At 38.8% G+C, this 22,841-nt stretch carries 32 protein-coding genes and 1 other annotated feature (1 of these 33 running past the window's edge); of the genes, 31 read left to right on the top strand and 1 reads right to left on the bottom strand.

Annotation, left to right across the window (positions count from 1 at the left end):
• Positions 1 to 139 (top strand) — a binding site (T-box leader) (it extends 105 nt beyond the left edge of the window).
• A gap of 54 nt (positions 140 to 193) precedes the next feature.
• The 4 genes from ACO5V7_RS04400 (at position 194) to ACO5V7_RS04415 (ending at position 4,621) form a co-directional block, all read left to right on the top strand.
• Complete coding sequence (locus ACO5V7_RS04400) at positions 194 to 1,240, top strand: methionine ABC transporter ATP-binding protein (RefSeq protein ID WP_485485206.1); 1,047 nt, start codon at positions 194 to 196, stop codon at positions 1,238 to 1,240.
• Position 1,241: 1 nt separating this feature from the next.
• Entirely contained in the window at positions 1,242 to 1,937 is a 696-nt protein-coding gene (locus tag ACO5V7_RS04405; RefSeq protein ID WP_485485207.1) for a methionine ABC transporter permease, read from the top strand.
• A 303-nt stretch (positions 1,938 to 2,240) separates the two neighbouring features.
• The gene (locus tag ACO5V7_RS04410) at positions 2,241 to 3,104 is read left to right on the top strand and encodes a MetQ/NlpA family ABC transporter substrate-binding protein (RefSeq protein ID WP_298645520.1); all 864 of its coding nucleotides are present in this window, start codon (positions 2,241 to 2,243) and stop codon (positions 3,102 to 3,104) included.
• A gap of 350 nt (positions 3,105 to 3,454) precedes the next feature.
• The gene (locus ACO5V7_RS04415) at positions 3,455 to 4,621 is read left to right on the top strand and encodes a M20 metallopeptidase family protein (protein ID WP_485485208.1); all 1,167 of its coding nucleotides are present in this window, start codon (positions 3,455 to 3,457) and stop codon (positions 4,619 to 4,621) included.
• Positions 4,622 to 4,756: 135 nt separating this feature from the next.
• Here ACO5V7_RS04415 and ACO5V7_RS04420 read toward each other — a convergent pair whose 3' ends face one another.
• Positions 4,757 to 6,004 carry a CapA family protein gene (locus tag ACO5V7_RS04420; protein WP_485485209.1) on the bottom strand — a complete coding sequence of 416 codons (1,248 nt, stop codon included), beginning with the start codon at positions 6,002 to 6,004 and terminating at the stop codon, positions 4,757 to 4,759.
• Between the two features lie 277 nt (positions 6,005 to 6,281).
• On the opposite strand from ACO5V7_RS04420, the gene fba reads away from it, so the two are divergent.
• The 27 genes from fba to secY all read left to right on the top strand — a co-directional run bounded on the left by fba (position 6,282) and on the right by secY (position 22,823).
• Positions 6,282 to 7,139 carry a class II fructose-1,6-bisphosphate aldolase gene (fba, locus tag ACO5V7_RS04425; RefSeq protein WP_298645525.1) on the top strand — a complete coding sequence of 286 codons (858 nt, stop codon included), beginning with the start codon at positions 6,282 to 6,284 and terminating at the stop codon, positions 7,137 to 7,139.
• A gap of 322 nt (positions 7,140 to 7,461) precedes the next feature.
• Positions 7,462 to 7,878 carry a 30S ribosomal protein S12 gene (rpsL, locus tag ACO5V7_RS04430; RefSeq protein WP_049555349.1) on the top strand — a complete coding sequence of 139 codons (417 nt, stop codon included), beginning with the start codon at positions 7,462 to 7,464 and terminating at the stop codon, positions 7,876 to 7,878.
• Positions 7,879 to 7,914: 36 nt separating this feature from the next.
• Positions 7,915 to 8,385 (top strand): 30S ribosomal protein S7, encoded by a 471-nt coding sequence (rpsG, locus tag ACO5V7_RS04435; protein WP_005607491.1) that lies wholly within the window; start codon positions 7,915 to 7,917, stop codon positions 8,383 to 8,385.
• Between the two features lie 71 nt (positions 8,386 to 8,456).
• On the top strand, positions 8,457 to 10,544 hold the full coding sequence (gene fusA / locus ACO5V7_RS04440; protein ID WP_298645534.1) for an elongation factor G: 2,088 nt from the start codon (positions 8,457 to 8,459) through the stop codon (positions 10,542 to 10,544).
• Positions 10,545 to 10,700: 156 nt separating this feature from the next.
• Positions 10,701 to 11,888 (top strand): elongation factor Tu, encoded by a 1,188-nt coding sequence (gene tuf / locus ACO5V7_RS04445; protein WP_298645536.1) that lies wholly within the window; start codon positions 10,701 to 10,703, stop codon positions 11,886 to 11,888.
• A 423-nt stretch (positions 11,889 to 12,311) separates the two neighbouring features.
• Entirely contained in the window at positions 12,312 to 12,620 is a 309-nt protein-coding gene (gene rpsJ, locus ACO5V7_RS04450; protein WP_039849279.1) for a 30S ribosomal protein S10, read from the top strand.
• A 25-nt stretch (positions 12,621 to 12,645) separates the two neighbouring features.
• Positions 12,646 to 13,278: a 50S ribosomal protein L3 gene (rplC, locus tag ACO5V7_RS04455; protein WP_485485210.1), complete on the top strand. Its 633-nt coding sequence runs from the start codon at positions 12,646 to 12,648 to the stop codon at positions 13,276 to 13,278.
• Between the two features lie 25 nt (positions 13,279 to 13,303).
• Complete coding sequence (rplD, locus tag ACO5V7_RS04460) at positions 13,304 to 13,927, top strand: 50S ribosomal protein L4 (protein WP_485485211.1); 624 nt, start codon at positions 13,304 to 13,306, stop codon at positions 13,925 to 13,927.
• Positions 13,927 to 14,217 carry a 50S ribosomal protein L23 gene (gene rplW / locus ACO5V7_RS04465; RefSeq protein ID WP_005607479.1) on the top strand — a complete coding sequence of 97 codons (291 nt, stop codon included), beginning with the start codon at positions 13,927 to 13,929 and terminating at the stop codon, positions 14,215 to 14,217. The genes rplD and rplW overlap by 1 nt, the downstream gene beginning before the upstream one ends.
• Before the next feature lie 44 nt (positions 14,218 to 14,261).
• Positions 14,262 to 15,092 (top strand): 50S ribosomal protein L2, encoded by an 831-nt coding sequence (gene rplB / locus ACO5V7_RS04470; protein WP_298730598.1) that lies wholly within the window; start codon positions 14,262 to 14,264, stop codon positions 15,090 to 15,092.
• Positions 15,093 to 15,149: 57 nt separating this feature from the next.
• A complete protein-coding gene (rpsS, locus tag ACO5V7_RS04475) occupies positions 15,150 to 15,431 on the top strand; it encodes a 30S ribosomal protein S19 (RefSeq protein WP_485485212.1) in 282 nt (93 codons plus the stop codon).
• Between the two features lie 19 nt (positions 15,432 to 15,450).
• Positions 15,451 to 15,807 carry a 50S ribosomal protein L22 gene (gene rplV, locus ACO5V7_RS04480; RefSeq protein WP_005607473.1) on the top strand — a complete coding sequence of 119 codons (357 nt, stop codon included), beginning with the start codon at positions 15,451 to 15,453 and terminating at the stop codon, positions 15,805 to 15,807.
• 3 nt (positions 15,808 to 15,810) lie between these two features.
• The gene (gene rpsC / locus ACO5V7_RS04485; RefSeq protein WP_298650464.1) at positions 15,811 to 16,473 is read left to right on the top strand and encodes a 30S ribosomal protein S3; all 663 of its coding nucleotides are present in this window, start codon (positions 15,811 to 15,813) and stop codon (positions 16,471 to 16,473) included.
• A 2-nt stretch (positions 16,474 to 16,475) separates the two neighbouring features.
• Entirely contained in the window at positions 16,476 to 16,910 is a 435-nt protein-coding gene (gene rplP / locus ACO5V7_RS04490) for a 50S ribosomal protein L16 (protein WP_005607470.1), read from the top strand.
• Entirely contained in the window at positions 16,900 to 17,106 is a 207-nt protein-coding gene (gene rpmC / locus ACO5V7_RS04495; protein WP_005607469.1) for a 50S ribosomal protein L29, read from the top strand. The genes rplP and rpmC overlap by 11 nt, the downstream gene beginning before the upstream one ends.
• 24 nt (positions 17,107 to 17,130) lie before the next feature.
• Positions 17,131 to 17,397 (top strand): 30S ribosomal protein S17, encoded by a 267-nt coding sequence (gene rpsQ, locus ACO5V7_RS04500; RefSeq protein ID WP_039849226.1) that lies wholly within the window; start codon positions 17,131 to 17,133, stop codon positions 17,395 to 17,397.
• A 37-nt stretch (positions 17,398 to 17,434) separates the two neighbouring features.
• Complete coding sequence (gene rplN / locus ACO5V7_RS04505; protein WP_005607465.1) at positions 17,435 to 17,803, top strand: 50S ribosomal protein L14; 369 nt, start codon at positions 17,435 to 17,437, stop codon at positions 17,801 to 17,803.
• A gap of 30 nt (positions 17,804 to 17,833) precedes the next feature.
• A complete protein-coding gene (rplX, locus tag ACO5V7_RS04510; RefSeq protein WP_298650468.1) occupies positions 17,834 to 18,136 on the top strand; it encodes a 50S ribosomal protein L24 in 303 nt (100 codons plus the stop codon).
• 32 nt (positions 18,137 to 18,168) lie between these two features.
• Entirely contained in the window at positions 18,169 to 18,708 is a 540-nt protein-coding gene (rplE, locus tag ACO5V7_RS04515; protein WP_485485213.1) for a 50S ribosomal protein L5, read from the top strand.
• Positions 18,709 to 18,735: 27 nt separating this feature from the next.
• Positions 18,736 to 18,921 carry a type Z 30S ribosomal protein S14 gene (locus tag ACO5V7_RS04520; RefSeq protein WP_005607459.1) on the top strand — a complete coding sequence of 62 codons (186 nt, stop codon included), beginning with the start codon at positions 18,736 to 18,738 and terminating at the stop codon, positions 18,919 to 18,921.
• Positions 18,922 to 18,953: 32 nt separating this feature from the next.
• A complete protein-coding gene (gene rpsH / locus ACO5V7_RS04525) occupies positions 18,954 to 19,352 on the top strand; it encodes a 30S ribosomal protein S8 (RefSeq protein WP_005607457.1) in 399 nt (132 codons plus the stop codon).
• 26 nt (positions 19,353 to 19,378) lie between these two features.
• Positions 19,379 to 19,915 (top strand): 50S ribosomal protein L6, encoded by a 537-nt coding sequence (gene rplF, locus ACO5V7_RS04530; RefSeq protein ID WP_298650477.1) that lies wholly within the window; start codon positions 19,379 to 19,381, stop codon positions 19,913 to 19,915.
• Between the two features lie 66 nt (positions 19,916 to 19,981).
• Positions 19,982 to 20,338, top strand: coding sequence for a 50S ribosomal protein L18 (rplR, locus tag ACO5V7_RS04535; protein WP_039849225.1), 357 nt, complete (start codon positions 19,982 to 19,984; stop codon positions 20,336 to 20,338).
• Positions 20,339 to 20,359: 21 nt separating this feature from the next.
• Entirely contained in the window at positions 20,360 to 20,860 is a 501-nt protein-coding gene (rpsE, locus tag ACO5V7_RS04540) for a 30S ribosomal protein S5 (protein ID WP_485485214.1), read from the top strand.
• Positions 20,861 to 20,873: 13 nt separating this feature from the next.
• Positions 20,874 to 21,053, top strand: coding sequence for a 50S ribosomal protein L30 (gene rpmD, locus ACO5V7_RS04545; protein WP_005607451.1), 180 nt, complete (start codon positions 20,874 to 20,876; stop codon positions 21,051 to 21,053).
• A gap of 31 nt (positions 21,054 to 21,084) precedes the next feature.
• Positions 21,085 to 21,525: a 50S ribosomal protein L15 gene (gene rplO / locus ACO5V7_RS04550; protein WP_039849224.1), complete on the top strand. Its 441-nt coding sequence runs from the start codon at positions 21,085 to 21,087 to the stop codon at positions 21,523 to 21,525.
• A complete protein-coding gene (secY, locus tag ACO5V7_RS04555) occupies positions 21,525 to 22,823 on the top strand; it encodes a preprotein translocase subunit SecY (RefSeq protein ID WP_298650483.1) in 1,299 nt (432 codons plus the stop codon). Before rplO ends, secY begins: the two co-directional genes overlap by 1 nt.
• Positions 22,824 to 22,841: the final 18 nt, after the last annotated feature.

Below are 22,841 nucleotides of genomic sequence, written 5' to 3' on the forward strand. Positions count from 1 at the left end.
TTGTCGAATTGTTAGGCAATTACGGGAAAGCCCGATACAGCTTCTCGTTAAACAGTCATACTGTTTAACAGATGGAGATAGGATTTGTGAGAATGCTATGAACAAAGGTGGTAACACGGGAATTGAGCTCGTCCTTTGCTAACTTATGTTAGTAGGAGGGCGATTTTTGTTTGCTTAAAAGAAAGGAGAACACATGATTAAATTAGAAAATATTGATGTGACTTTTAAACAAGGCGCAAAAGTAATCAATGCAGTAAAAAATGTATCTTTAGATGTGGAATCAGGAGATATTTATGGAATTATCGGCTATAGTGGCGCTGGAAAAAGTACGCTAGTGAGAACCATTAATCTTCTTCAACGTCCTACAAAAGGGAATGTAGTGGTAAACGGTGTCGATTTACTACAGCTGAAACCGAAAGGACTACGTGAAGCTCGTAAAAAAATTGGAATGATTTTCCAACATTTCAATTTGATGAATACTTTATCCGTATTTGATAATGTGGCTTTTCCATTAAAAAAATCAGGGAAAACCAAATCAGAAATTGAAGAAAAAGTACTATCCTTATTAGAATTAGTAGGGTTAGAAGATAAGGTCAACAGTTATCCTCGTCAACTGTCTGGGGGACAAAAACAACGTGTCGCGATCGCAAGAGCGTTGGCCAATGACCCAGATGTATTGCTTTGTGATGAGGCAACAAGTGCGCTAGATCCTAAAACAACTTATTCAATTTTGGAATTACTGAAGAAAGTAAATGTTCAATTAGGCATTACAATTGTCATCATCACGCATGAGATGCAAGTTGTAAAAGAAATTTGTAATAAAGTAGCAGTTATGGAAGAGGGAGAAGTGATTGAACAAGGAAGCGTTCTTGAAATCTTTACAAATCCTGAACGTGACTTAACGAAAGACTTCATCGATACAGCTACTCATATTAACCAAGGAATTGAAACAGTGCTTTCGCATGAACAGTTATTAAATCTGAAAGAAGGCGACTACTTAGTGAAGATTTCATTTGTAGGAGCTTCGACGGGAGAACCATTAATCACAAAACTATCTACTCAATTCCAAGTGGCAGCCAACATCTTGTTTGCCAATGTTGAGATTATTCAAGAGACGCCAGTAGGAACGCTATTAGTGGGTCTCTCTGGAGAAAAATCAGGTATCGAAAATGCACTTTCTTATATCAAGGAACAAGGTGTTTCTGTTGATGTCCTAGAAGAATCAAAGGGAGGTGCTTAGGATGAATGTATTAGCACTGATAGATTTTCAATCATGGTTTCCAAATATTAATGCTAAAGTTTGGGAAGAAATTCAAAAAGCGACGATTGATACATTAATAATGGTAGGAATATCTGGTTTCATCGCTGGAGTTCTAGGGATTGCCTTAGGTGTGACATTAGTGGTGACACGTGAGGGGAATATTCTTGAAAACAAACTAGTGTATTTAATACTAGATAAAATCGTGAATGTATTCCGTTCGATACCATTTATTATTTTAGCGATGTTATTAATTCCGTTTACTCGCTTTATTATCGGAACAACCATTGGTATTCCGGGGGCAATCGTTCCTCTAGTAGTAGCAACAGTTCCGTTCTTCTCTCGTCAGGTGCAGCTAGCCTTAACCGAGGTAGATAAAGGGGTTATTGAAGCTAGCGTTGCGATGGGATGTACTCCACTTGAAATTATTTTCAGAGTGTACTTAAAAGAAGGTCTACCAAGTTTAATTCGTGCAGGGTCATTAACAATCATTAGTTTAATCGGATTAACGACTATGGCTGGAGCATTCGGTGCCGGTGGAATCGGGAACGTAGCTATTTCCAGAGGATATAATCGATTCCAAGGAGACGTTATCGTTGTATCGACACTTATCATGCTTATCGTAGTATTTATCTGCCAAGCAATTGGGGACTTCTTAGAAAAGAAAGCCACGAAATAAAAGGATGTGAGGAAAAGCGGTTAGAAACGAATCACTGGACCGAAACGCCGGAAGGAACGTGAAACGTTCTGCGGACGTTTCGGGAAGTGGACGTCGTTTCTGCTTTTCCGAACTCAACTACAAAGGATACAAGGGCGAACGCTCAGGGCCGAACCATTGGACTGATATGACGCAAGGGACTCGGAACGAGTCGTGCGGACATATCAGGAAATGGACGTCGGTCCTGTGAGCCCGAGTTCAACTACGGGATGTGACGAATCTCATCCAAAACAAAAACAAACTAACTCAAAAGGGGAAAATAAAATGAACATTAAAAAATTATTCGTAGCTGCAGTAGCAGCATTAACTTTAGCAGCATGTGGGGCTGCTCAATCATCTAACTCAGGAAGCAATGCATCTACAGAAGCAAAAAAAGAAGTAAAACAAGTCAAATTAGGGGTTAACGCTGGAAACCAGGAAGTTTGGAATGACGTTATTGCCCGCTTGAAAGAAAAAGAAGGTATTGCAGTAGAGTTAGTAGAATTTACTGACTATGTACAACCAAACCAAGCATTGGAAAATGGCGATGTTGATTTGAATGCTTTCCAAACAATCATTTATTTAGAGCGCTTCAACAAAGAGCAAGGCACACACATCAAACCAATTGGATATACAGTGATTGCGCCAATGGGTGTATACTCTAAGAAAATCAAAAACGTAAGTGAATTAAAAGATGGGGATACAATCGCAATTCCTGAAGATACTTCAAACAACTCACGTGCATTACGTTTACTACACGCTGCTGGTGTTATTAAATTAAAAGATCCAAGTAATACTCTAGCAACTAAAGATGATATCGTTGAAAATCCTAAGAACATTCAAATCAAAGAATTACCTGCTGGACAAACAGCTCGTGCATTAGATGATGTTGCGGCTTCATTAATCAATAACGGTTTTGCTGTTGAAGCGGGATTCCAACCAACAAAAGATGCTATCTTCATTGAAGAAATTACAGATTCTTCTAAACCTTACTACAACGTAATTGCGGTTAAAGAAGGAAACGAAAACAATGAAGTATACAAAAAAGTAGTGGAATACTACCAAACAGAACAAACCGCTAAGAAAATCGAAGAAGTGACCAAAGGTGCTAGCGTACCAGTTTGGACAAAAGCAAAATTAAACAACTAGGATACGAGGGCGAACGCTCAGGGCCGAACCATTGGACTGATATGCCGTAAGGGACTCGGAACGAGTCGTGCGGACGTTTCAGGAAACGCACGCCATTTCTGCGATGGCGAGCTCAACTACATAGGATGTGAGAAAAAGCGATAAGAGACGATGACGGTTCGAGATTTGCCGTAAGCGACTTGGAAAGTCGCGCGGACAAAGCGAGAAAGGCTTGAGTCTCTGCCTTTTCGAACTCAACTATTAAGTTGTGAGAAAAGCAAAATGTAAGTTATATCTTACATTTCGAAAAAAATAGAGTTAGAGAGGCGTGCTTAGCAGGCCTCTTTATTCAATGAAAGAAGGAGCATAAAATGAGTACTATTCAAGAAAAAGCATCTGAATTACAAGATTATCTTGTAAAAACAAGAAGATATCTACATGAGAATCCTGAGTCAAGTTTAAAAGAATATGAAACTGCAGCCTTTATACAAAAGGAACTTGATTCATTTGGCGTGCCGTTTGAAAAGGTTGGGGAGACAGGAACTTTAGCGATTATCAAAGGGGAGAAAGGGGAAGGGAAAACCGTATTACTTCGTGCTGATATTGATGCATTAGAACTTCCTGATTGCACGGGTAAACCATATGCTTCAAAACGACTAGGTTTGAATCATGCTTGTGGACATGATGCGCATACGGCTATGGGACTTGGAACAGCTAAATTATTGAACGACATCAAAGACACCTTTTCAGGAATTGTAAAAATTGCGTTTCAACCTGCCGAAGAAATTGGTGCAGGCGCAAAACAATTCGTGACATCAGGTCAAATCGATGATATGGATGAGTCATTTGCGATTCACGTAAATTCAGGATTGCCAGTTGGATCGTTTGCGGTGCAAGGTGGACCAGTGAATGCCTCATGTGATATTTTTAAAATTAAAATTACAGGGAAGAGTGCTCATGTAGGGCGCCCTCATTTAGGACATGATGCGCTTGTGACAGCAAGTGAAGTTGTGGTTGCCTTGCAAACAATCGTGGCTCGCGAAGTGAATCCAATTGACCGGGCTGTAGTTGGAATCGGTAAATTAAATGCAGGAACGCGCTATAATATCGTTGCTAACGATGCTGAAATAGAGGGAACGATTCGTGCATTTAGCCACGAAACACGTGCACATTTAAAAGAAGCTGTAACGCGTATTGCAAAAGGAATTGCTGAGCTCAACCGTTGTGAATTTGAAATTGAGTGGTATGATGCGGCAGCTCCAGTCATCAATACGCTAGAGTTAGCAGAAGAATTCCAAAAGGTGGTTTCAAAAGTAGAAGAAATTGATAACCTAATTACAAATTATGAATCATCCATGGGCGCCGATGACTTTGCAGATTACTTAGTGAATAAACCAGGTGTTTATGGCTTGCTTGGAAGCCAATCGGGCGAAGAAACAGCGTATGGACATCACCATGAAAAATTCGATATCGATGAGCGCGTATTAGCCTTGGGTGTTGAAATTGAAGTGAACTATTTCTTAAGTAGACTCGCTTAACTATTTTTGGATTACAGGGTATTACGAAGAAATCGGTACTCCAAATAAAATTATTACATACATTTCAGCTCCTATGACTTAAGTTAGAATAGTAAAAGGCGCTTCCTGCTTGCAGGAAGCGCCTCTGTTTTTTATTTAAAAGTTAATATTTAATAATTCATTTACTTCTGTATAAGCGGATTGAATTCGCTCCAGCGTTTCTTTATCCACGGTATGCTCTAAGGGTCCGCCTGGTATATAGTTCTCAGCAAGAAAGACTTGATAGTCATAGGCAGGACCGCCCATAAAACTGCGGTTGATTTCAGTACGTGAAACCCATGTTGGATGGGCTTTAACACTAGTAAGCGTTGTTTTACCATTTTCTTTTTCAATCGTAATGTCCATAATGACACCGCGTTCAGTCCAGATGTTTCCCAGGGTTTCGACGCGTTGGTTGGAAAGGAGGTTCCCCATCGAGTAGATGATGAATTTCTTTTCACCATCTTTTGTGATGGTTTCGGTCGGTTCAATAACGTGTGGGTGTCCGCCGAAAATGACATCGGCACCCCATTCAATCATTTGATGATACGTATCCACTTGTTCTTTTGTCGGATGAAGATGATATTCTTCTCCCATTTGGGGCAATACAATCGTAAAGTCTGCAATTTCTTCAGCGCGTTCGATAAGTTCCTTCACTTTTTGCATATTCAAATCGTATAAGTGATTGTTATATTCTTCATCGGTGAGGCTGGCTTCGATTCCGTTAAATCCATATGCAAATCCGAGAATAGCCACTTTAATCCCATTGACTTCTTTTACAAGAATACCTTCAGAAGGGTCGACTTTAACCCCGAAAATATCGAGGCCGTTTTTACGAAAAGCATTAGCTGTGTATTTCAATCCTTCGATGCCTGTATCGAGGATATGGTTATGGGCTAAATCGAGGACGTCGTATCCAGCGTCCTTAATACTTTGAATCACTTCTTCAGGAGCGTTGAAAATAGGATATCCTGCTAGAGGCTTGCTGGGATTAATCGTTCCTTCAAAATCCCCAATTGCAAGGTCTGCGCTAGATATGAGTGGAGTAATTTGTTCGTAGTCATTTTTAAAATCATATGATGTTCCATCAAACGCACTACCATAAACAATATCGTGATAAAGCATATCGCCACTTGCAGTAATGCGAGCAGTGTGTTTGTTGGTTTTGGCAGATTGAGGGAGATTCGAAGGAATGGTTGTATCTTGATTTTGTTTGGATGAAAGTTCTTCTGATTGAACGGTCTCTAAGCTTCCTTGCGCAGATGGACGTGCAAGGCAGCCTAGCGTAAGGGTTAATATAGATAAGATACAAATTCCGTAAAATTCGATTCGTTTAATTTTGTCTTGTTTTTTAGTATTTCTCATATTAATAATGCACCATCCTACTATTTACTTTATTATAATAAAAATAAAATCTGTTTAAAAGCTTCTTTTGGGATAAAAAACGAATATTTTTATTGTAATGTTTAGTGCCTTTTTAAAATAAAAATTAGTGTTTTTTGAACGAATGGTGGACACATCATTTTTCAGAAGAAAGATTACGGAAATGTTAAAAACAATAAAAGGTAGAAATTCAAAAAAGAATACGTTATAATAAGACCGTTAAAAATAAATGCTGTAAGCATCAAGGAGGAACTAAAACATGAGTCGTTTAGTAAGCATGACTGAAATGTTACAAAAAGCTAAAGAAGGTAAATACGCTGTTGGTCAATTCAACATCAACAACTTAGAATGGACACAAGCAGTATTAACAGCAGCTCAAGAAGCTAACTCACCAATTATCTTAGGTGTGTCTGAAGGCGCTGGTAAATACATGGGTGGACCAAAAGTTGTTTCAGCTATGGTAAATGCGTTATTAGATTCAATGGACATCACTGTTCCAGTAGCATTACACTTAGATCACGGTTCTTCAGTAGAAGTATGTAAACAATACATCGATGCTGGATTCAGCTCAGTAATGTTTGACCACTCTCACTTCCCAATCGATGAAAACATCGCATTAACTAAAGAAGTTGTAGCGTATGCACATCCAAAAGGAGCTTCAGTAGAAGCTGAAGTAGGTACTGTAGGTGGTACTGAAGATGGCGTAACTGGAGGAATTAACTACGCTGATTTAAACGAATGTGTACGTATGGTTAAAGAAGCTAAAATTGATGCATTAGCAGCAGCTTTAGGTTCAGTTCACGGAACTTACTCAGGCGAACCAGTTTTAGGTTTCGATGAAATGTTAGCAATCTCAGAAGCTACAGGTGCTCCATTAGTATTACACGGTGGATCAGGTATTCCAGAATACCAAATCAAAAAAGCAATCGAACGTGGACATGCTAAAATTAACGTTAACACTGAATTACAACAACAATGGACAGCAGCAGTTCGTGCTAAATTAAATGCAGATGCTGGTGTTTATGACCCACGTAAAGTTATCAAACCTGGTTTCGATGCTATCGTTAAAGTAACAAAAGAAACAATGGATATCTTTGGTTCAACAGGAAAAGCTTAATTTTCTATAATAAAAAAATATTGAGGCGGGAGAAATCCCGCCTTTTTTTAATTTAAAATGAATTGTACGATTTAAAAAGCCACTATTTTCTCAATGGAAAGTTTCGATAATTGAATAGGAAATCTCTTGACGCTAAAGTGAAGAAATGATATTCTATTAGAGGTGCTTTTATACCTGATTCCTGATAAGTAATCAAATCAGTCGTGCTGACTGGTAAGAAGGCCATTTTATAAGACAGTGATGTCTTTTAATTTTTAACAAAAAATGGTCCGCCCGGAAGTGTGGACCAAGAAGAACCCGTTAGGGAAGGAGGAAGAGCTTAATGCCAACTATTAACCAATTAGTCCGTAAACCTCGTAAATCAGCAGTTGAGAAATCAGCTTCTCCAGCGTTAGGTAAAGGCTATAACAGTTTCAAAAAATCACAAACGAATACAAACTCTCCACAAAAACGTGGTGTATGTACTCGTGTAGGTACTATGACACCTAAAAAACCTAACTCAGCGTTACGTAAATATGCCCGTGTACGTTTATCTAACTTAATCGAAGTAACTGCGTACATTCCAGGTATCGGTCACAACTTACAAGAACACAGCGTTGTATTAATCCGCGGTGGACGTGTAAAAGACTTACCAGGGGTACGTTACCATATCATTCGTGGTGCTTTAGACACTGCAGGAGTTAACAACCGTATGCAAGGTCGTTCTAAATACGGTACTAAACGTCCTAAAAACAAATAATAAATAAACACTCATTAAATGAAAGGAGGATTATAAATGCCTCGTAAAGGTCCTGTCGCAAAACGTGATGTTTTACCTGATCCAATTTATAATTCAAAATTAGTTACTCGTTTAATCAACCGTTTAATGGTAGATGGAAAACGTGGTAAAGCTGCAACAATCTTATATAACGCATTTGATATCGTTAAAGAAAAAACTGGAAACGATCCAATGGAAGTTTTCGAACAAGCAATGAAAAACATTATGCCTGTTCTTGAAGTTAAAGCTCGCCGTGTAGGGGGTTCTAACTATCAAGTTCCTGTGGAAGTTCGTCCAGACCGTCGTACTACATTAGGTTTACGTTGGTTAGTAAACTACTCACGTCTACGTGGTGAAGATACTATGGAAGTTCGTTTAGCAAAAGAAATTATGGATGCTGCGAACAACACAGGTGCTTCTGTTAAGAAACGTGAAGACACACATAAAATGGCTGAAGCGAACAAAGCGTTTGCTCACTATCGTTGGTAAGATTAAAAAGGTTTTCCAACCTTTTTGGTCTCGCTTATTGTTAGAAATATAGAAAGAGGTGTAGAACGAAGATGGCAAAAAGAGAATTCTCTCTTGAAAATACTCGTAATATCGGTATCATGGCCCACATCGATGCAGGTAAAACTACAACGACTGAGCGTGTACTTTATTACACTGGTAAAATCCACAAGATTGGTGAAACTCACGAAGGAGCTTCTCAAATGGACTGGATGGAACAAGAACAAGAACGTGGTATCACTATTACATCAGCTGCTACAACAGCACAATGGAAAGGCCACCGTATCAACATCATCGACACTCCAGGGCACGTGGACTTCACAGTTGAAGTAGAACGTTCTCTACGTGTATTAGATGGTGCAGTAGCTGTACTTGATGCGCAATCTGGGGTAGAACCTCAAACAGAAACTGTATGGCGTCAAGCTACAACATACGGAGTTCCACGTATCGTATTTGCAAACAAAATGGATAAAATCGGTGCTGACTTCTTATACTCAGTAGGTACAATCCATGATCGTTTACAAGCAAATGCACACCCAATTCAATTACCAATCGGAGCTGAAGACAACTTCACTGGTATCATTGACTTAATCAAAATGAAAGCTGAAATCTATACAAATGACTTAGGTACAGATATCCAAGAAACAGATATCCCTGAAGATTTACAAGACTTAGCTGAAGAATGGCGTGAAAAATTAGTGGAAGCTGTTGCTGAAACTGACGAAGAATTAATGGAACGCTATTTAGAAGGTGACGAAATTTCAGAAGCTGAATTAAAAGCAGCTATCCGTAAAGCTACATGTGCGGTAGAATTCTACCCAGTATTATGTGGTTCAGCCTTCAAAAACAAAGGGGTACAATTAATGTTAGATGCAGTAGTTGACTACTTACCATCTCCATTAGATGTTCCTTCAATTAAAGGGGTAGACCCTAACACAGACCAAGAAGTAGAACGTCATTCATCTGATGAAGAACCATTCTCAGCATTGGCCTTCAAAGTTATGACTGACCCATTCGTAGGTCGTTTAACATTCTTCCGTGTGTACTCTGGTACTTTACAATCAGGTTCATACGTTAAGAACTCAACGAAAGGTAAACGTGAACGTGTAGGACGTATCCTACAAATGCACGCGAACTCTCGTCAAGAAATTCCAGAAGTATTCTCAGGAGACATCGCTGCTGCAGTTGGTCTTAAAGATACAACTACAGGGGACACATTATGTGATGAAAAAGCTGAAGTTATCTTAGAATCAATGGAATTCCCTGATCCAGTTATCGAGGTTGCTATTGAACCTAAATCAAAAGCTGACCAAGATAAAATGGGTATTGCTTTACAAAAACTTGCAGAAGAAGATCCAACATTCCGTGCTTACACTAACCAAGAAACTGGTGAAACAGTTATCGCTGGTATGGGTGAGTTACACTTGGACATCATCGTTGACCGTATGCGTCGTGAGTTCAAAGTAGAAGCTAACGTAGGTGCTCCTCAAGTATCTTACCGTGAAACATTCCGTGCTTCTACACAAGCTGAAGGTAAATTCGTTCGTCAATCAGGTGGTAAAGGTCAATACGGTCACGTATGGATTGAATTTACTCCTAACGAAGAAGGTGCTGGATTCGAATTCGAAAACGCAATTGTCGGTGGGGTTGTTCCTCGTGAATACATCCCTGCAGTTGAAGCTGGATTGAAAGATGCTATGGAAAACGGGGTATTAGCTGGTTATCCATTAGTGGACATCAAAGCTAAACTTTATGATGGAAGTTACCATGATGTCGATTCATCTGAAACAGCCTTCAAAGTTGCCGCTTCTATGGCGCTTAAAGCTGCTGCTAAGAAAGCTCAACCTGCTATCTTAGAACCTATGATGGCTGTTGAAATTACAGTTCCAGAAGAGTATTTCGGAGATGTAATGGGCCACGTTAACGCTCGTCGTGGACGTATTGAAGGTTCTGAAATCCGTGGTAACGCACAAATCGTTAAAGGTATGGTTCCTTTATCAGAAATGTTCGGTTACGCGACTACATTACGTTCTGCAACACAAGGTCGTGGTACATTCAGTATGACATTCGACCACTATGAAGATGTTCCTAAGAGCATTGCAGAAGAAATCATTAAGAAAAATGGCGGTAACGGAGAATAATCTCCCCCCCCATTTGATAACTATCAAATGAACGATATCGACTGGTTATGTCAGTCATAACCAGTTGATTTTTAAGAGAGTTCTTTGGTATAATTACAATCGGTAGATACTGTTATAGAATCTAACAAAACTCAATTAATAGGAGGAATCATTTAAATGGCAAAAGAAAAATTTGACCGTTCAAAACCACACGTTAACATTGGTACAATCGGCCACGTTGACCACGGTAAAACAACATTAACTGCTGCTATCACAACTGTTTTAGCTAAGAAAGGTTTTGCGCAAGCTCAAGATTACGGTGCAATCGATAAAGCTCCAGAAGAACGCGAACGCGGAATCACAATCAACACTTCTCACGTTGAGTACGAAACAGAAACTCGTCACTATGCTCACGTTGACTGCCCAGGACACGCGGACTACGTTAAAAACATGATCACTGGTGCTGCTCAAATGGATGGTGCTATCTTAGTAGTATCTGCAGCTGACGGCCCAATGCCACAAACACGTGAACATATCTTGTTATCACGTCAAGTAGGTGTTCCTTACATCGTAGTATTCTTAAACAAAGTTGACATGGTTGACGATGAAGAATTATTAGAATTAGTAGAAATGGAAGTTCGTGACTTATTATCAGAATACGATTTCCCAGGCGATGACACTCCAGTTGTTTCAGGTTCTGCTTTACGCGCTTTAGAAGGCGACGCTTCATACGAAGAAAAAATCTTAGAATTAATGGCTGCTGTTGACGAATACATTCCAACTCCAGAACGTGACGTTGACAAACCATTCATGATGCCAGTTGAAGACGTGTTCTCAATCACAGGTCGTGGTACAGTTGCTACAGGTCGTGTTGAACGTGGACAAGTTCGTGTTGGTGATGAAGTTGAAATCGTTGGTATTTCTGAAGAAACTTCTAAAACTACTGTAACTGGTGTTGAAATGTTCCGTAAATTGTTAGACTACGCTGAAGCAGGGGATAACATTGGTACATTATTACGTGGTGTTACACGTGACAACATCGAACGTGGACAAGTTCTTGCTAAACCAGGAACAATCACTCCACATACTAAATTCAAAGCTGAAGTTTACGTATTAACTAAAGAAGAAGGTGGACGTCATACTCCATTCTTCTCAAACTACCGTCCTCAATTCTACTTCCGTACAACAGACATCACTGGTGTTTGTGTGTTGCCAGAAGGTGTTGAAATGGTAATGCCTGGTGATAACGTAACTATGGAAGTTGAATTAATTCACCCAGTAGCGATTGAAGCTGGTACTAAGTTCTCTATCCGTGAAGGTGGACGTACTGTAGGTGCTGGTTCAGTAGCTTCTATCGAAAAATAATTTTTCTAAATTAAATTTTCAAGACTATCCTTTTCGGATAGTCTTTTTTTATTTAAAAAATTATTAAACAAAAATGTCAGACAATTGAAAGCGGAAAGCAAAAATATAGAAATCTAAAAGAAATGCTTTCATATCAACGTTTGTAAGGGTTTTAGTACAAAAAGAAACACACGGGCGCGTGTGCATAAATAAATGTTGTTAAATCAACGGTTTTCGCTTGCATTCAGAAAAAGAATCTAGTATACTATTAAAAGTGCCGCAGAGGAAAATCTATTCCGATGTAGCATACCCCCTCTAAAATTAAGAAGGGGAGCTATGAAACGAGAGGTTGCGACACGCCCGGACGCTTTGCCACGAAAGGGTTAAGTCGGAAATTCGCGTGGAGCTAGTCTTATGACAACATTAGACGAAGGAGGAAAGACAATGGCAAAACAAAAAATCCGTATCCGTTTGAAAGCTTACGAACATCGTGCGCTTGATCAATCAGCGGAAAAAATCGTAGAAACAGCAAAAAGAACTGGTGCTAGCGTAGCTGGTCCAATTCCATTGCCAACAGAAAGATCGCTTTACACAGTTATTCGTGCGACTCACAAATATAAAGATTCTCGCGAACAATTTGAAATGCGTACACACAAGCGTTTGATCGATATCGTTAATCCAACGCCAAAAACTGTTGATGCCTTAATGAAGCTTGACTTACCAAGCGGCGTTGACATTGAAATCAAATTATAATAAATAGAAAAATGGAGGTGTAACCATGACCAAAGGAATCTTAGGCAAAAAAGTAGGGATGACTCAATTCTTTACAGAAGCAGGTGAACTTATTCCTGTAACAGTAGTTGAAGTAACTCCAAACGTTGTTCTTCAATTAAAAACAATCGAAAACGACGGTTACGAAGCTGTTCAATTAGGTTTCGACGACTTACGTGAAGTTTTATCAAATCGCCCTGCTAAAGGTCATGTAGCAAAAGCAAATGCTACTCCTAAGCGCTTCATTCGTGAATTCAACAATGTCGAGCTTAGCGAGTACGAAGTAGGACAAGAAATTACAGTTGATGTATTCAAAGCAGGAGACATCGTTGACGTAATAGGTACATCTAAAGGGAAAGGTTTCCAAGGTGCTATCAAACGTCATGGACAATCTCGCGGACCAATGGCACACGGTTCTCGTTACCACCGTCGTCCTGGTTCAATGGGTGGAGCATCATTCCCATCACGTGTTTTCAAAGGTAAAGCATTACCTGGACAAATGGGTGGCGACCGTATCACTATTCAAAACTTAGAAGTAGTGAAAGTTGATGCAGAACGCAATGTAATCTTAATCAAAGGTAACGTACCTGGATCTAAGAAATCATTAGTAGAAATTAAAACAGCAGTTAAATCTAAATAATAAATAGGGAAGGAGGAACGAGAGAATGACAAAAGTTACATTATTTAAACAAGATGGAACAACAAACGGAGAAATCGAATTGAACTCAGACATCTTCGGAATTGAACCAAATGAAAATGTAGTATTCGACGCAGTAATCATGCAACGCGCTTCATTACGTCAAGGAACACACGCTGTTAAAAACCGTAGTGCAGTAAGCGGAGGCGGGCGTAAACCATGGCGCCAAAAAGGGACTGGTCGTGCTCGTCAAGGATCAATCCGTTCACCACAATGGCGTGGCGGAGGTATTGTATTCGGACCAACACCTCGTTCATATAGTTACAAATTACCTAAAAAAGTACGTCGCTTAGCGATTAAATCAGTATTATCACAAAAAGTATTGGATAATAAGCTTGTTGTAGTGGAAGCATTACAATTTGACGCACCAAAAACAAAAGAGTTTGCACAAGTATTGTCTAACTTAAACGTAGATACAAAAGTGTTAGTAGTTGTTGAATCTTCAAACGATTTCGCATTATTAGCAGGACGTAACATTCCAAACGTAACAATCGTTGACGAAACTGATGTTACAGTATTAGACGTTGTAAACAACGACAAATTATTATTCACAAAAGCAGCTCTTTCTAAAGTAGAGGAGGGACTTCAATAATGGATGCACGTGACGTAATCAAACGCCCAATCATTACTGAAGCTTCAATGCTTGCTACTGACGAAAAGAAATACACTTTTGAAGTTGATGTACGTGCTAACAAAATTCAAGTACGTCAAGCCGTAGAAGAAATTTTTGGTGTTAAAGTTGAAAAAGTTAACATCTTAAATGTACGTGCTAAATTCAAACGTGTTGGCCGCTACGGTGGTTACACTAACAAACGTCGTAAAGCAATTGTGAAGCTTACAAAAGATTCAAAAGATATTCAATTATTCGCTGAAGAAGCTTAATCTTCAGAAAGAAAAACTACTATAAATAATAGGAGGAAACAGACGTGGCGATTAAAAAATATAATCCAACCTCAAACGGCCGTCGTAATATGACAGGTTATGACTTCAGCGAAATCACAAAGTCAACACCAGAAAAAACTTTGTTGGAATCATCAAAAAATAACGCTGGTCGTAACAGCCAAGGTAAAATCACTGTACGTCACCAAGGTGGCGGACACAAACGTGCTTACCGTGTGATTGACTTCAAACGTAATAAAGATAACGTTGAAGGTGTAGTTCACTCAATCGAGTACGATCCAAACCGTACAGCAAACATTGCATTAATTCACTATGTAGATGGTGTTAAAGCATATATCATTGCTCCAAAAGGTTTACAAGTAGGACAACGTATCGAATCAGGAGAAAATGCTGATATTAAAGTAGGTAATGCTTTACCGTTAGCAAACATTCCAGTTGGTACTGTGATCCATAACATTGAAACAAAACCAGGTAAAGGCGGACAATTAGTTCGTTCAGCTGGTACAAGTGCTCAAGTACTTGGCCAAGAAGGTAAATACACTTTAGTTCGTTTGAACTCAGGTGAAGTTCGTATGATTCTTTCAACTTGCCGCGCTACAGTTGGTACAGTTGGTAACGAACAACACGAATTAATTAACTTCGGTAAAGCAGGACGTTCTCGTTGGAAACGTAAACGCCCAACAGTTCGTGGTTCTGTAATGAACCCTAACGATCACCCACACGGTGGTGGTGAAGGTCGCGCTCCAATCGGACGTCCAACACCTGTATCTCCATGGGGTAAACCAGCTCTTGGATACAAAACTCGTAGCAAGAAAGCTCGTTCTAACAAGCTTATTGTTCGTGGTCGTAAAAAATAATTAATAACTAGATAACAAATCTGATTCTATTAAATTCTTGGAAGGAGGATTTCCGTAATGGGTCGTAGTTTGAAAAAAGGACCTTTCGTCGATGAACATTTGATGAAAAAGGTTGAAGTTGCTCAAGGTAGCGACAAAAAAGTTGTGATCAAAACTTGGTCTCGCCGTTCAACAATTTTCCCAAACTTTGTTGGACAAACAATTGCTGTATATGACGGCAGAAAACATGTTCCAGTTTATATTCAAGAAGACATGGTAGGACATAAATTAGGTGAATTTGCACCTACAAGAACTTACCGTGGTCACGTGAATGACGATAAGAAATCTAAACGCAAATAACGAGGGGAGGACTTGAAAAATGTCAGAACAAATCACATCTGCTAAAGCAGTTGCTAAAACAGTTCGTATTGCACCTCGTAAAGCTCGTCTTGTTGTCGATCTAATTAGAGGTAAAAAAATCGGTGACGCAATTTCAATCTTGAAATTTACACCACGTTCAGCATCACCAATCGTAGAAAAAGTTTTAATGTCTGCAATTGCTAACGCTGAACATAATTTCGACTTAGATGTTGAAAACTTATATGTAAGTGAAGCTTACGTGAACGAAGGACCAACAATGAAACGTTTCCGTCCACGTGCTAAAGGTTCAGCTTCACAAATCTTAAAACGCACAAGCCACATCACTGTAGTGGTATCAGAGAAGAAGGAGGGATAATCAGTGGGTCAAAAAATTCATCCATTAGGAATGCGTGTTGGAATCATCCGTGACTGGGATTCAAAATGGTACGCTAAAAAAGATTTCGCAGAATTCTTGCATGAAGATTTAAAAATCCGTGATTATATCCGTAAACAATTAAACGAAGCTAGCGTTTCAACTATTGAAATTGAACGTGCTGCTAATCGTGTTAATGTTTCAATCCACACAGCTAAACCAGGTATGGTTATTGGTAAAGGTGGATCTGAAGTAGATAAATTACGTACAAACTTAAACAACTTAACAGGTAAACGAGTACACATCAATATTGTAGAAATCAAAAAACCTGATTTAGATGCTAAATTAGTTGCAGAAGGAATTGCTCGTGACTTAGAACGTCGTATTGCTTTCCGTCGTGCACAAAAACAAGCAATCCAACGTACAATGCGCGCTGGTGCTAAAGGAATTAAAACTATGGTTTCAGGTCGTTTAAACGGTGCTGATATCGCTCGTTCTGAAAGTTATTCAGAAGGAACTGTTCCATTGCATACATTACGTGCGGATATTGACTACGCATGGGAAGAAGCAGATACAACATACGGAAAATTAGGTGTTAAAACTTGGATTTACCGTGATGAAGTATTACCAACAAGAAAGAACAAAAACTCTGAGAAAGGAGGGAAATAAACATGTTAGTACCAAAACGTGTAAAACACCGTCGTGAGTTCCGTGGAAAAATGCGCGGGGAAGCTAAAGGTGGTAAAGAAGTAGTATTCGGTACATACGGTTTACAAGCAACAGAATCTCACTGGATTACAAACCGTCAAATCGAAGCAGCACGTATCGCTATGACACGTTACATGAAACGTGGTGGGAAAGTATGGATCAAAATTTTCCCTCACAAATCATATACAGCTAAAGCTATCGGGGTTCGTATGGGTTCTGGTAAAGGGGCACCTGAAGGTTGGGTAGCACCAGTTAAACGCGGCAAAGTGATGTTTGAAATCGCTGGCGTATCAGAAGAAGTCGCACGCGAAGCTTTACGTTTGGCATCACACAAATTGCCAGTTAAAACAAAATTTGTGAAACGCGAAGAAAATGGTGGTGAATCGAATGAAGGTTAATGAACTTAAGAAAGAACTTAAAGGGTTATCCACTGCTGAACTTGTTGAAAAAGAAAATGAATTAAAACAAGAACTATTCAACTTACGATTCCAACTTGCTACTGGGCAATTAGAAGGTACAGCACGCATTCGTGAAGTACGTAAACAAATTGCGCGTATCAAGACTGCATTGCGTCAAGAAGAATTGCAAAAATAATCATCAGCAAAGGAGGCAATGAACATGACTGTAGAACGTAACCAACGTAAAGTATATCAAGGACGCGTTGTTTCAGATAAGATGGACAAAACGTTAGTAGTTGCAATCGAAACTTACAAACGTCACTCAACTTACGGTAAACGTGTTAAATATACGAAAAAATTTGTAGCTCATGATGAAAATAACTCAGCAAAAGTTGGGGACATTGTTAAGATTATGGAAACTCGTCCATTGTCAAAAACAAAACGTTTCCGATTAGTTGAAATTGTTGAAGAAGCAGTAATTATTTAATTTCAATTGTGTATACATTTGAAAGGAGGAACCAATAGTGATTCAAACAGAAACTCGACTAAAAGTGGCTGACAACTCAGGCGCTCGTGAAGTGTTAACAATTAGAGTTCTAGGCGGATCTGGCCGCAAAACAGCTAATATCGGTGACGTAATCGTTGCATCCGTTAAACAAGCAACACCAGGTGGAGTTGTTAAAAAAGGGGATGTCGTTAAAGCTGTAATCGTTCGTACTAAATCAGGTGCACGTCGTAAAGACGGTTCATACATTAAGTTCGACGAAAATGCATGTGTAATCATTCGTGATGACAAGAGCCCTCGTGGAACACGTATCTTTGGACCAGTTGCACGTGAATTACGTGATAACAACTACATGAAGATCGTTTCATTAGCTCCAGAAGTATTATAATTCTCATCAAAATCGAAGGAGGTGTAACACATGCACGTTAAAACTGGTGATATCGTAAAAGTAATCTCAGGTAAAGACAAAGGTAAAGAGGGAAAAATTTTAAAGAGTTTTCCTAAAAAAGACCGTGTAATCGTTGAAGGTGTTAACATTGTTAAGAAACATCAAAAACCATCTCAAGCGAACCAAACAGGGGGAATCGTTGAAGTGGAAGCTCCAATTCATGTTTCAAACGTAATGTTCGTAGACCCTACTACAGGTAAAGCAACTCGTACAGGCTTTAAAGTAGAAAACGGTGAAAAGGTACGTGTACCTAAAGGTCATAAAAAAGCATAATTCAGTAATTTGAGGAAGGAGGACCATCCTGCATGAATCGCTTAAATGAAAAATACAAAAACGAAGTAGTACCTTCATTAATTGAAAAATTTAACTACAAATCAGTTATGGAAGTACCTAAAGTAGAAAAAATCGTTATTAATATGGGTGTTGGTGATGCAACATCTAACGCTAAAAACTTAGAAAAAGCAGTTGAAGAGTTAACATTAATCTCTGGACAAAAACCAGTTGTGACAACTGCGAAGAAATCAATCGCTGGTTTCCGTTTACGTGAAGGTATGCCAATCGGAACTAAAGTTACTCTACGTGGTGAACGTATGTATGACTTCTTAGACAAGTTAGTAACTGTTTCATTACCTCGTGTACGTGACTTTCGTGGGATTTCTAAAAAATCTTTTGATGGACGCGGTAACTACACATTAGGTGTTAAAGAACAATTAATCTTCCCTGAAATTGACTACGATCGTGTAGACAAAGTTCGTGGTATGGATATTGTTATCGTAACAACAGCTAATACAGACGAAGAAGCAAAAGAATTATTAACTCAACTTGGAATGCCTTTCCAAAAATAAAAATAAAACTCACAGGAGGCGAGTAGTTTGGCTAAAAAATCAATGATCGCAAAGAACAAACGTCCAAAAAAATATTCAACTCAAGAATATACTCGTTGTGAACGTTGTGGTCGACCACATTCAGTTTATCGTAAATTCAAACTTTGCCGTATTTGTTTACGTGAGCTTGCCTATAAAGGGCAAATCCCAGGAATGAAGAAAGCAAGTTGGTAATCATTACTACTTGATAAAGGAGGTACTCATTAATGGTTATGACAGATCCAATCGCGGATTTCTTAACTCGTATTCGTAACGCGAACATGGTTCGTCACGAATCACTAGAAGTTCCGTCATCAAACATGAAAGTTGCTATTGCAAACATCTTAAAATCTGAAGGGTTCATCAAAGACTTCTCAGTTGAAGAAGATGGTAAACAAGGCATCATGAAAGTGTTCTTGAAATATGGAAAAAATAACGAACGTGTAATCACAGGATTGAAACGTATTTCTAAACCTGGTTTACGTGTTTATGCTAAAACAGGTGAAGTTCCTAAAGTGTTAAATGGTTTAGGAATCGCTATTGTATCAACATCTGAAGGTGTTATTACAGACAAAGAAGCAAGAGCTAAAAACGTAGGTGGAGAAGTTCTAGCATACGTTTGGTAATCTAGAAAACAAGGAGGTGCAGCCAAGTGAGCCGTATCGGAAATAAACCAGTCGTTATTCCTGCAGGGGTAACATTAGACTTAAAGGACAACACAGTTACTGTCAAAGGTCCTAAAGGTGAATTAACTTATACATTCAACCAAAACATTTCTTTAGAACAACGCGAAGGTGAAGTAGTATTCACTCGTCCAGATGATTCAAAAGAAAACAAAACAATCCACGGAACAACTCGAGCAGTATTCAACAACATGGTAGTTGGTGTTACTGAAGGATTCCAAAAAGAATTGGAATTAATCGGGGTTGGGTATCGTGCTCAATTACAAGGTAAAAACCTTGTATTAAACGTTGGATATTCTCATCCAGTGGAGTTCACTCCAGAAGAAGGAGTAGAAATCGAAGTTCCTTCTAATACAAAAGTAATCGTTAAAGGTTATGACAAACAAAAAGTTGGCGAATTAGCTGCTAACATTCGTGGCGTACGTCCTCCAGAACCTTATAAAGGTAAAGGAATTCGTTACGTTGATGAATTTGTACGTCGTAAAGAAGGTAAAACAGGTAAATAATTTTAGTGATTATTTACCTTTTGTTGCGCTTATCGCAGCATGATTAATTTATAAGAGGTGAAAATTGTGATTACAAAACCAGACAAAAATAAAGTGCGTCAAACTCGTCACGCACGTGTTCGTCGTAAAATTTCTGGTACTGCTGAGTGCCCACGCTTGAACGTTTTTCGTTCTAACAAAAACATCTACGCTCAATTAATTGATGACGTAGCGGGTGTGACGCTAGCAAGTGCCTCTACTTTAGATACTAATGTAGAAAACGGAACAAAAACTGAGGAAGCTTCTGCTGTAGGTAAATTAATTGCAGAACGCGGACTTGAAAAAAATATTAAGAAAGTAGTCTTTGACCGTGGTGGATACTTATACCATGGACGTGTAAAAGCTTTAGCTGAAGCAGCACGTGAAAATGGACTAGTATTCTAGGAAAAGGAGGATCCACAATTCATGGTTAATATTGATGCAAGAAACTTAGAATTAGAAGATCGTGTCGTTGCGATTAACCGCGTTACAAAAGTTGTAAAAGGTGGACGTCGTTTACGTTTTGCTGCTTTAGTAGTTGTCGGTGACCATAATGGACATGTTGGTTTCGGTACTGGTAAAGCTCAAGAAGTACCAGAAGCTATTCGTAAAGCTATTGAAGATGCTAAGAAAAACCTTATTGAAGTTCCAACTAGTGGTTCTACAATTCCTCACGAAGTTATCGGTCGTTTCTGCGGTGGTAACGTATTGTTAAAACCAGCTCAAGCCGGTTCAGGAATTGCAGCAGGTGGACCAGTTCGTGCCGTTGTTGAATTAGCAGGTATTGCAGACGTAACTTCAAAATCTTTAGGCTCAAACACACCAGTAAACATGGTTCGTGCTACAATCGAAGGATTAAAACAATTAAAACGTGTTGAAGATGTTGCTACATTACGTGGCAAATCAGTTGAAGAACTTTTAGGATAAGGAGGACATAAAAATGGCAGAATTAAAGATTACTTTAAAGAAAAGCTTGATTGGACGTCCTCAAAACCAAATCGATACTTGTAAAGCATTAGGCTTAACAAAAATTCGTTCAACAGTGGTTAAACCTGCTAACGTAGCTATTAAAGGTATGGTTAACACAGTTTCACATTTAGTGGATGTTGAGGAAGTTTAATTTAAAACTTATAAGAGGAGGTGCCCAGAACATGAAACTTCATGAATTACAACCAGCTGAAGGTTCTCGTAAAGAACGTAATCGTGTTGGTAGAGGTCAAGGTTCAGGAAATGGTAAAACTGCTGGACGCGGAAGCAAAGGTCAAAAAGCTCGTTCAGGCGGTGGCGTTAGATTAGGATTCGAAGGTGGACAAACTCCATTGTTCCGTCGTATTCCAAAACGTGGTTTCCAAAATATTAATCGTAAAGAATATGCAGTTGTAAATCTTGAAACATTAAATCGTTTTGAAGATGGTCAAGAAGTAACTGCGGCTGTACTAGTTGAGGCTGGTATCGTTAAAAACGAAAAAGACGGTATCAAAGTGTTAGCTAATGGTAAACTTGAACGTAAGTTAACTGTAAAAGCAAATAAATTCTCGCAAGCAGCAAAAGAAGCTATTGAAGCTGCAGGTGGAACTGTAGAGGTGATCTAATGTTCACTCTACTAAAAAATGCTGTTCAAATGAAGGAGATTAGAAATCGTTTATTGTTTACGATGATGATTCTGGTTGTCTTTCGTATTGGATCACAAGTGACAGTTCCTGGTGTAAATGCTGGAGCGATTCAAACATTTGCAACTACAGGAATCTTTGGTTTGTTAAATACATTTAGCGGCGGTGCATTATCAAATTTCTCATTGTTCTCAATGGGAGTTTCACCATATATCACTGCTTCGATTGTTGTACAATTATTACAAATGGATCTTCTGCCGACATTCGTTGAATGGTCTAAACAAGGTGAAGTTGGTCGTCGTAAATTAAATACAGCAACGCGATATTTAACAATTGTTATTGGATTTTTCCAAGCTTATGCAATTTCATTTGGATTTAACGTTTGGTCAAATTATGGCTTAATTAACAATCCAGGAATTAAAACATTTTTAATGATTGCACTTGTGTTAACAGCTGGTTCAATGTTCCTTACTTGGTTAGGAGACATGATAACCGTTAAAGGGATTGGGAATGGTGTTTCTGTCCTAATCTTCGCAGGTATCGTAGCAAGAATGCCGCACGATATTTATGAATTCTATGTAAAACAAATTCAAGGTCGTGAAGACACTGAATTATATCGTGCAATAGGATTCACAGTTGCATTAATCGTAGCGATTGTTTTAGTCGTTATGTTAGTAGTATATATTGAGCAAGCACAACGTCGCTTACCGATTTCTTACTCAAAACGTGCAACAGGATCAAGTGAAACATCTTGGTTACCATTAAAAATCAACTCTGCAGGGGTAATTCCTGTTATCTTTGCTAGCTCATTCATGACATTACCATCAACAATTTTAAGTCTGTATGCTAATGATCATAGCGAGTCTGGCTGGTACCAAATTGCAACTAACATTTTTGATTTTACTAAGCCTGCTGGTGCAACATTATACACAGTGTTAATTGTTGTATTTACATTCTTCTATGCTTTCGTTCAGGTTAACCCTGAGAAAGTAGCAGAAAACTTACAAAAATCTGGTGGTTACATCCTAAGTGTTCGTCCAGGTAAAGATACTGAATCGTTTGTTTCAAGTACATTACTTCGATTGAGTACAGTAGGGGCGCTTTACTTAGGAGGTATTTCAATTCTTCCTATGGTGGCTTCAGCATTGTGGAACTTACCAAGAGGATTGATGCTAGGTGGTACAAACCTTCTAATTGTTGTCGGAGTTGCTTTAGAAATTAGCCGTCAAATTGAAGGACGTACGATTAAACGTAAGTATAAAGGATTTATTGAGGAATAACGGATTAATTGACAAGAT

The organism is Granulicatella sp., assembly GCF_057274575.1.

What these genes read in the sequence shown, in the direction of transcription:
- ACO5V7_RS04410 (WP_298645520.1), top strand. Translation starts at nt 2,241, where the DNA reads ATGAACATTAAAAAATTATTCGTAGCTGCAGTAGCAGCATTAACTTTA.
- secY (WP_298650483.1), top strand. Translation starts at nt 21,525, where the DNA reads ATGTTCACTCTACTAAAAAATGCTGTTCAAATGAAGGAGATTAGAAAT.
- rpsE (WP_485485214.1), top strand. Translation starts at nt 20,360, where the DNA reads ATGGTTAATATTGATGCAAGAAACTTAGAATTAGAAGATCGTGTCGTT.
- ACO5V7_RS04405 (WP_485485207.1), top strand. Translation starts at nt 1,242, where the DNA reads ATGAATGTATTAGCACTGATAGATTTTCAATCATGGTTTCCAAATATT.
- rpmC (WP_005607469.1), top strand. Translation starts at nt 16,900, where the DNA reads ATGAAGGTTAATGAACTTAAGAAAGAACTTAAAGGGTTATCCACTGCT.
- rpmD (WP_005607451.1), top strand. Translation starts at nt 20,874, where the DNA reads ATGGCAGAATTAAAGATTACTTTAAAGAAAAGCTTGATTGGACGTCCT.
- rplC (WP_485485210.1), top strand. Translation starts at nt 12,646, where the DNA reads ATGACCAAAGGAATCTTAGGCAAAAAAGTAGGGATGACTCAATTCTTT.
- fba (WP_298645525.1), top strand. Translation starts at nt 6,282, where the DNA reads ATGAGTCGTTTAGTAAGCATGACTGAAATGTTACAAAAAGCTAAAGAA.
- ACO5V7_RS04420 (WP_485485209.1), bottom strand. Translation starts at nt 6,004, where the DNA reads ATGAGAAATACTAAAAAACAAGACAAAATTAAACGAATCGAATTTTAC.
- rpsQ (WP_039849226.1), top strand. Translation starts at nt 17,131, where the DNA reads ATGACTGTAGAACGTAACCAACGTAAAGTATATCAAGGACGCGTTGTT.
- rpsG (WP_005607491.1), top strand. Translation starts at nt 7,915, where the DNA reads ATGCCTCGTAAAGGTCCTGTCGCAAAACGTGATGTTTTACCTGATCCA.
- fusA (WP_298645534.1), top strand. Translation starts at nt 8,457, where the DNA reads ATGGCAAAAAGAGAATTCTCTCTTGAAAATACTCGTAATATCGGTATC.
- tuf (WP_298645536.1), top strand. Translation starts at nt 10,701, where the DNA reads ATGGCAAAAGAAAAATTTGACCGTTCAAAACCACACGTTAACATTGGT.
- rpsH (WP_005607457.1), top strand. Translation starts at nt 18,954, where the DNA reads ATGGTTATGACAGATCCAATCGCGGATTTCTTAACTCGTATTCGTAAC.
- rpsJ (WP_039849279.1), top strand. Translation starts at nt 12,312, where the DNA reads ATGGCAAAACAAAAAATCCGTATCCGTTTGAAAGCTTACGAACATCGT.
- rplD (WP_485485211.1), top strand. Translation starts at nt 13,304, where the DNA reads ATGACAAAAGTTACATTATTTAAACAAGATGGAACAACAAACGGAGAA.
- rplV (WP_005607473.1), top strand. Translation starts at nt 15,451, where the DNA reads ATGTCAGAACAAATCACATCTGCTAAAGCAGTTGCTAAAACAGTTCGT.
- rpsS (WP_485485212.1), top strand. Translation starts at nt 15,150, where the DNA reads ATGGGTCGTAGTTTGAAAAAAGGACCTTTCGTCGATGAACATTTGATG.
- rpsL (WP_049555349.1), top strand. Translation starts at nt 7,462, where the DNA reads ATGCCAACTATTAACCAATTAGTCCGTAAACCTCGTAAATCAGCAGTT.
- rplW (WP_005607479.1), top strand. Translation starts at nt 13,927, where the DNA reads ATGGATGCACGTGACGTAATCAAACGCCCAATCATTACTGAAGCTTCA.
- rplX (WP_298650468.1), top strand. Translation starts at nt 17,834, where the DNA reads ATGCACGTTAAAACTGGTGATATCGTAAAAGTAATCTCAGGTAAAGAC.
- rplP (WP_005607470.1), top strand. Translation starts at nt 16,476, where the DNA reads ATGTTAGTACCAAAACGTGTAAAACACCGTCGTGAGTTCCGTGGAAAA.
- rplO (WP_039849224.1), top strand. Translation starts at nt 21,085, where the DNA reads ATGAAACTTCATGAATTACAACCAGCTGAAGGTTCTCGTAAAGAACGT.
- ACO5V7_RS04400 (WP_485485206.1), top strand. Translation starts at nt 194, where the DNA reads ATGATTAAATTAGAAAATATTGATGTGACTTTTAAACAAGGCGCAAAA.
- ACO5V7_RS04415 (WP_485485208.1), top strand. Translation starts at nt 3,455, where the DNA reads ATGAGTACTATTCAAGAAAAAGCATCTGAATTACAAGATTATCTTGTA.
- rplE (WP_485485213.1), top strand. Translation starts at nt 18,169, where the DNA reads ATGAATCGCTTAAATGAAAAATACAAAAACGAAGTAGTACCTTCATTA.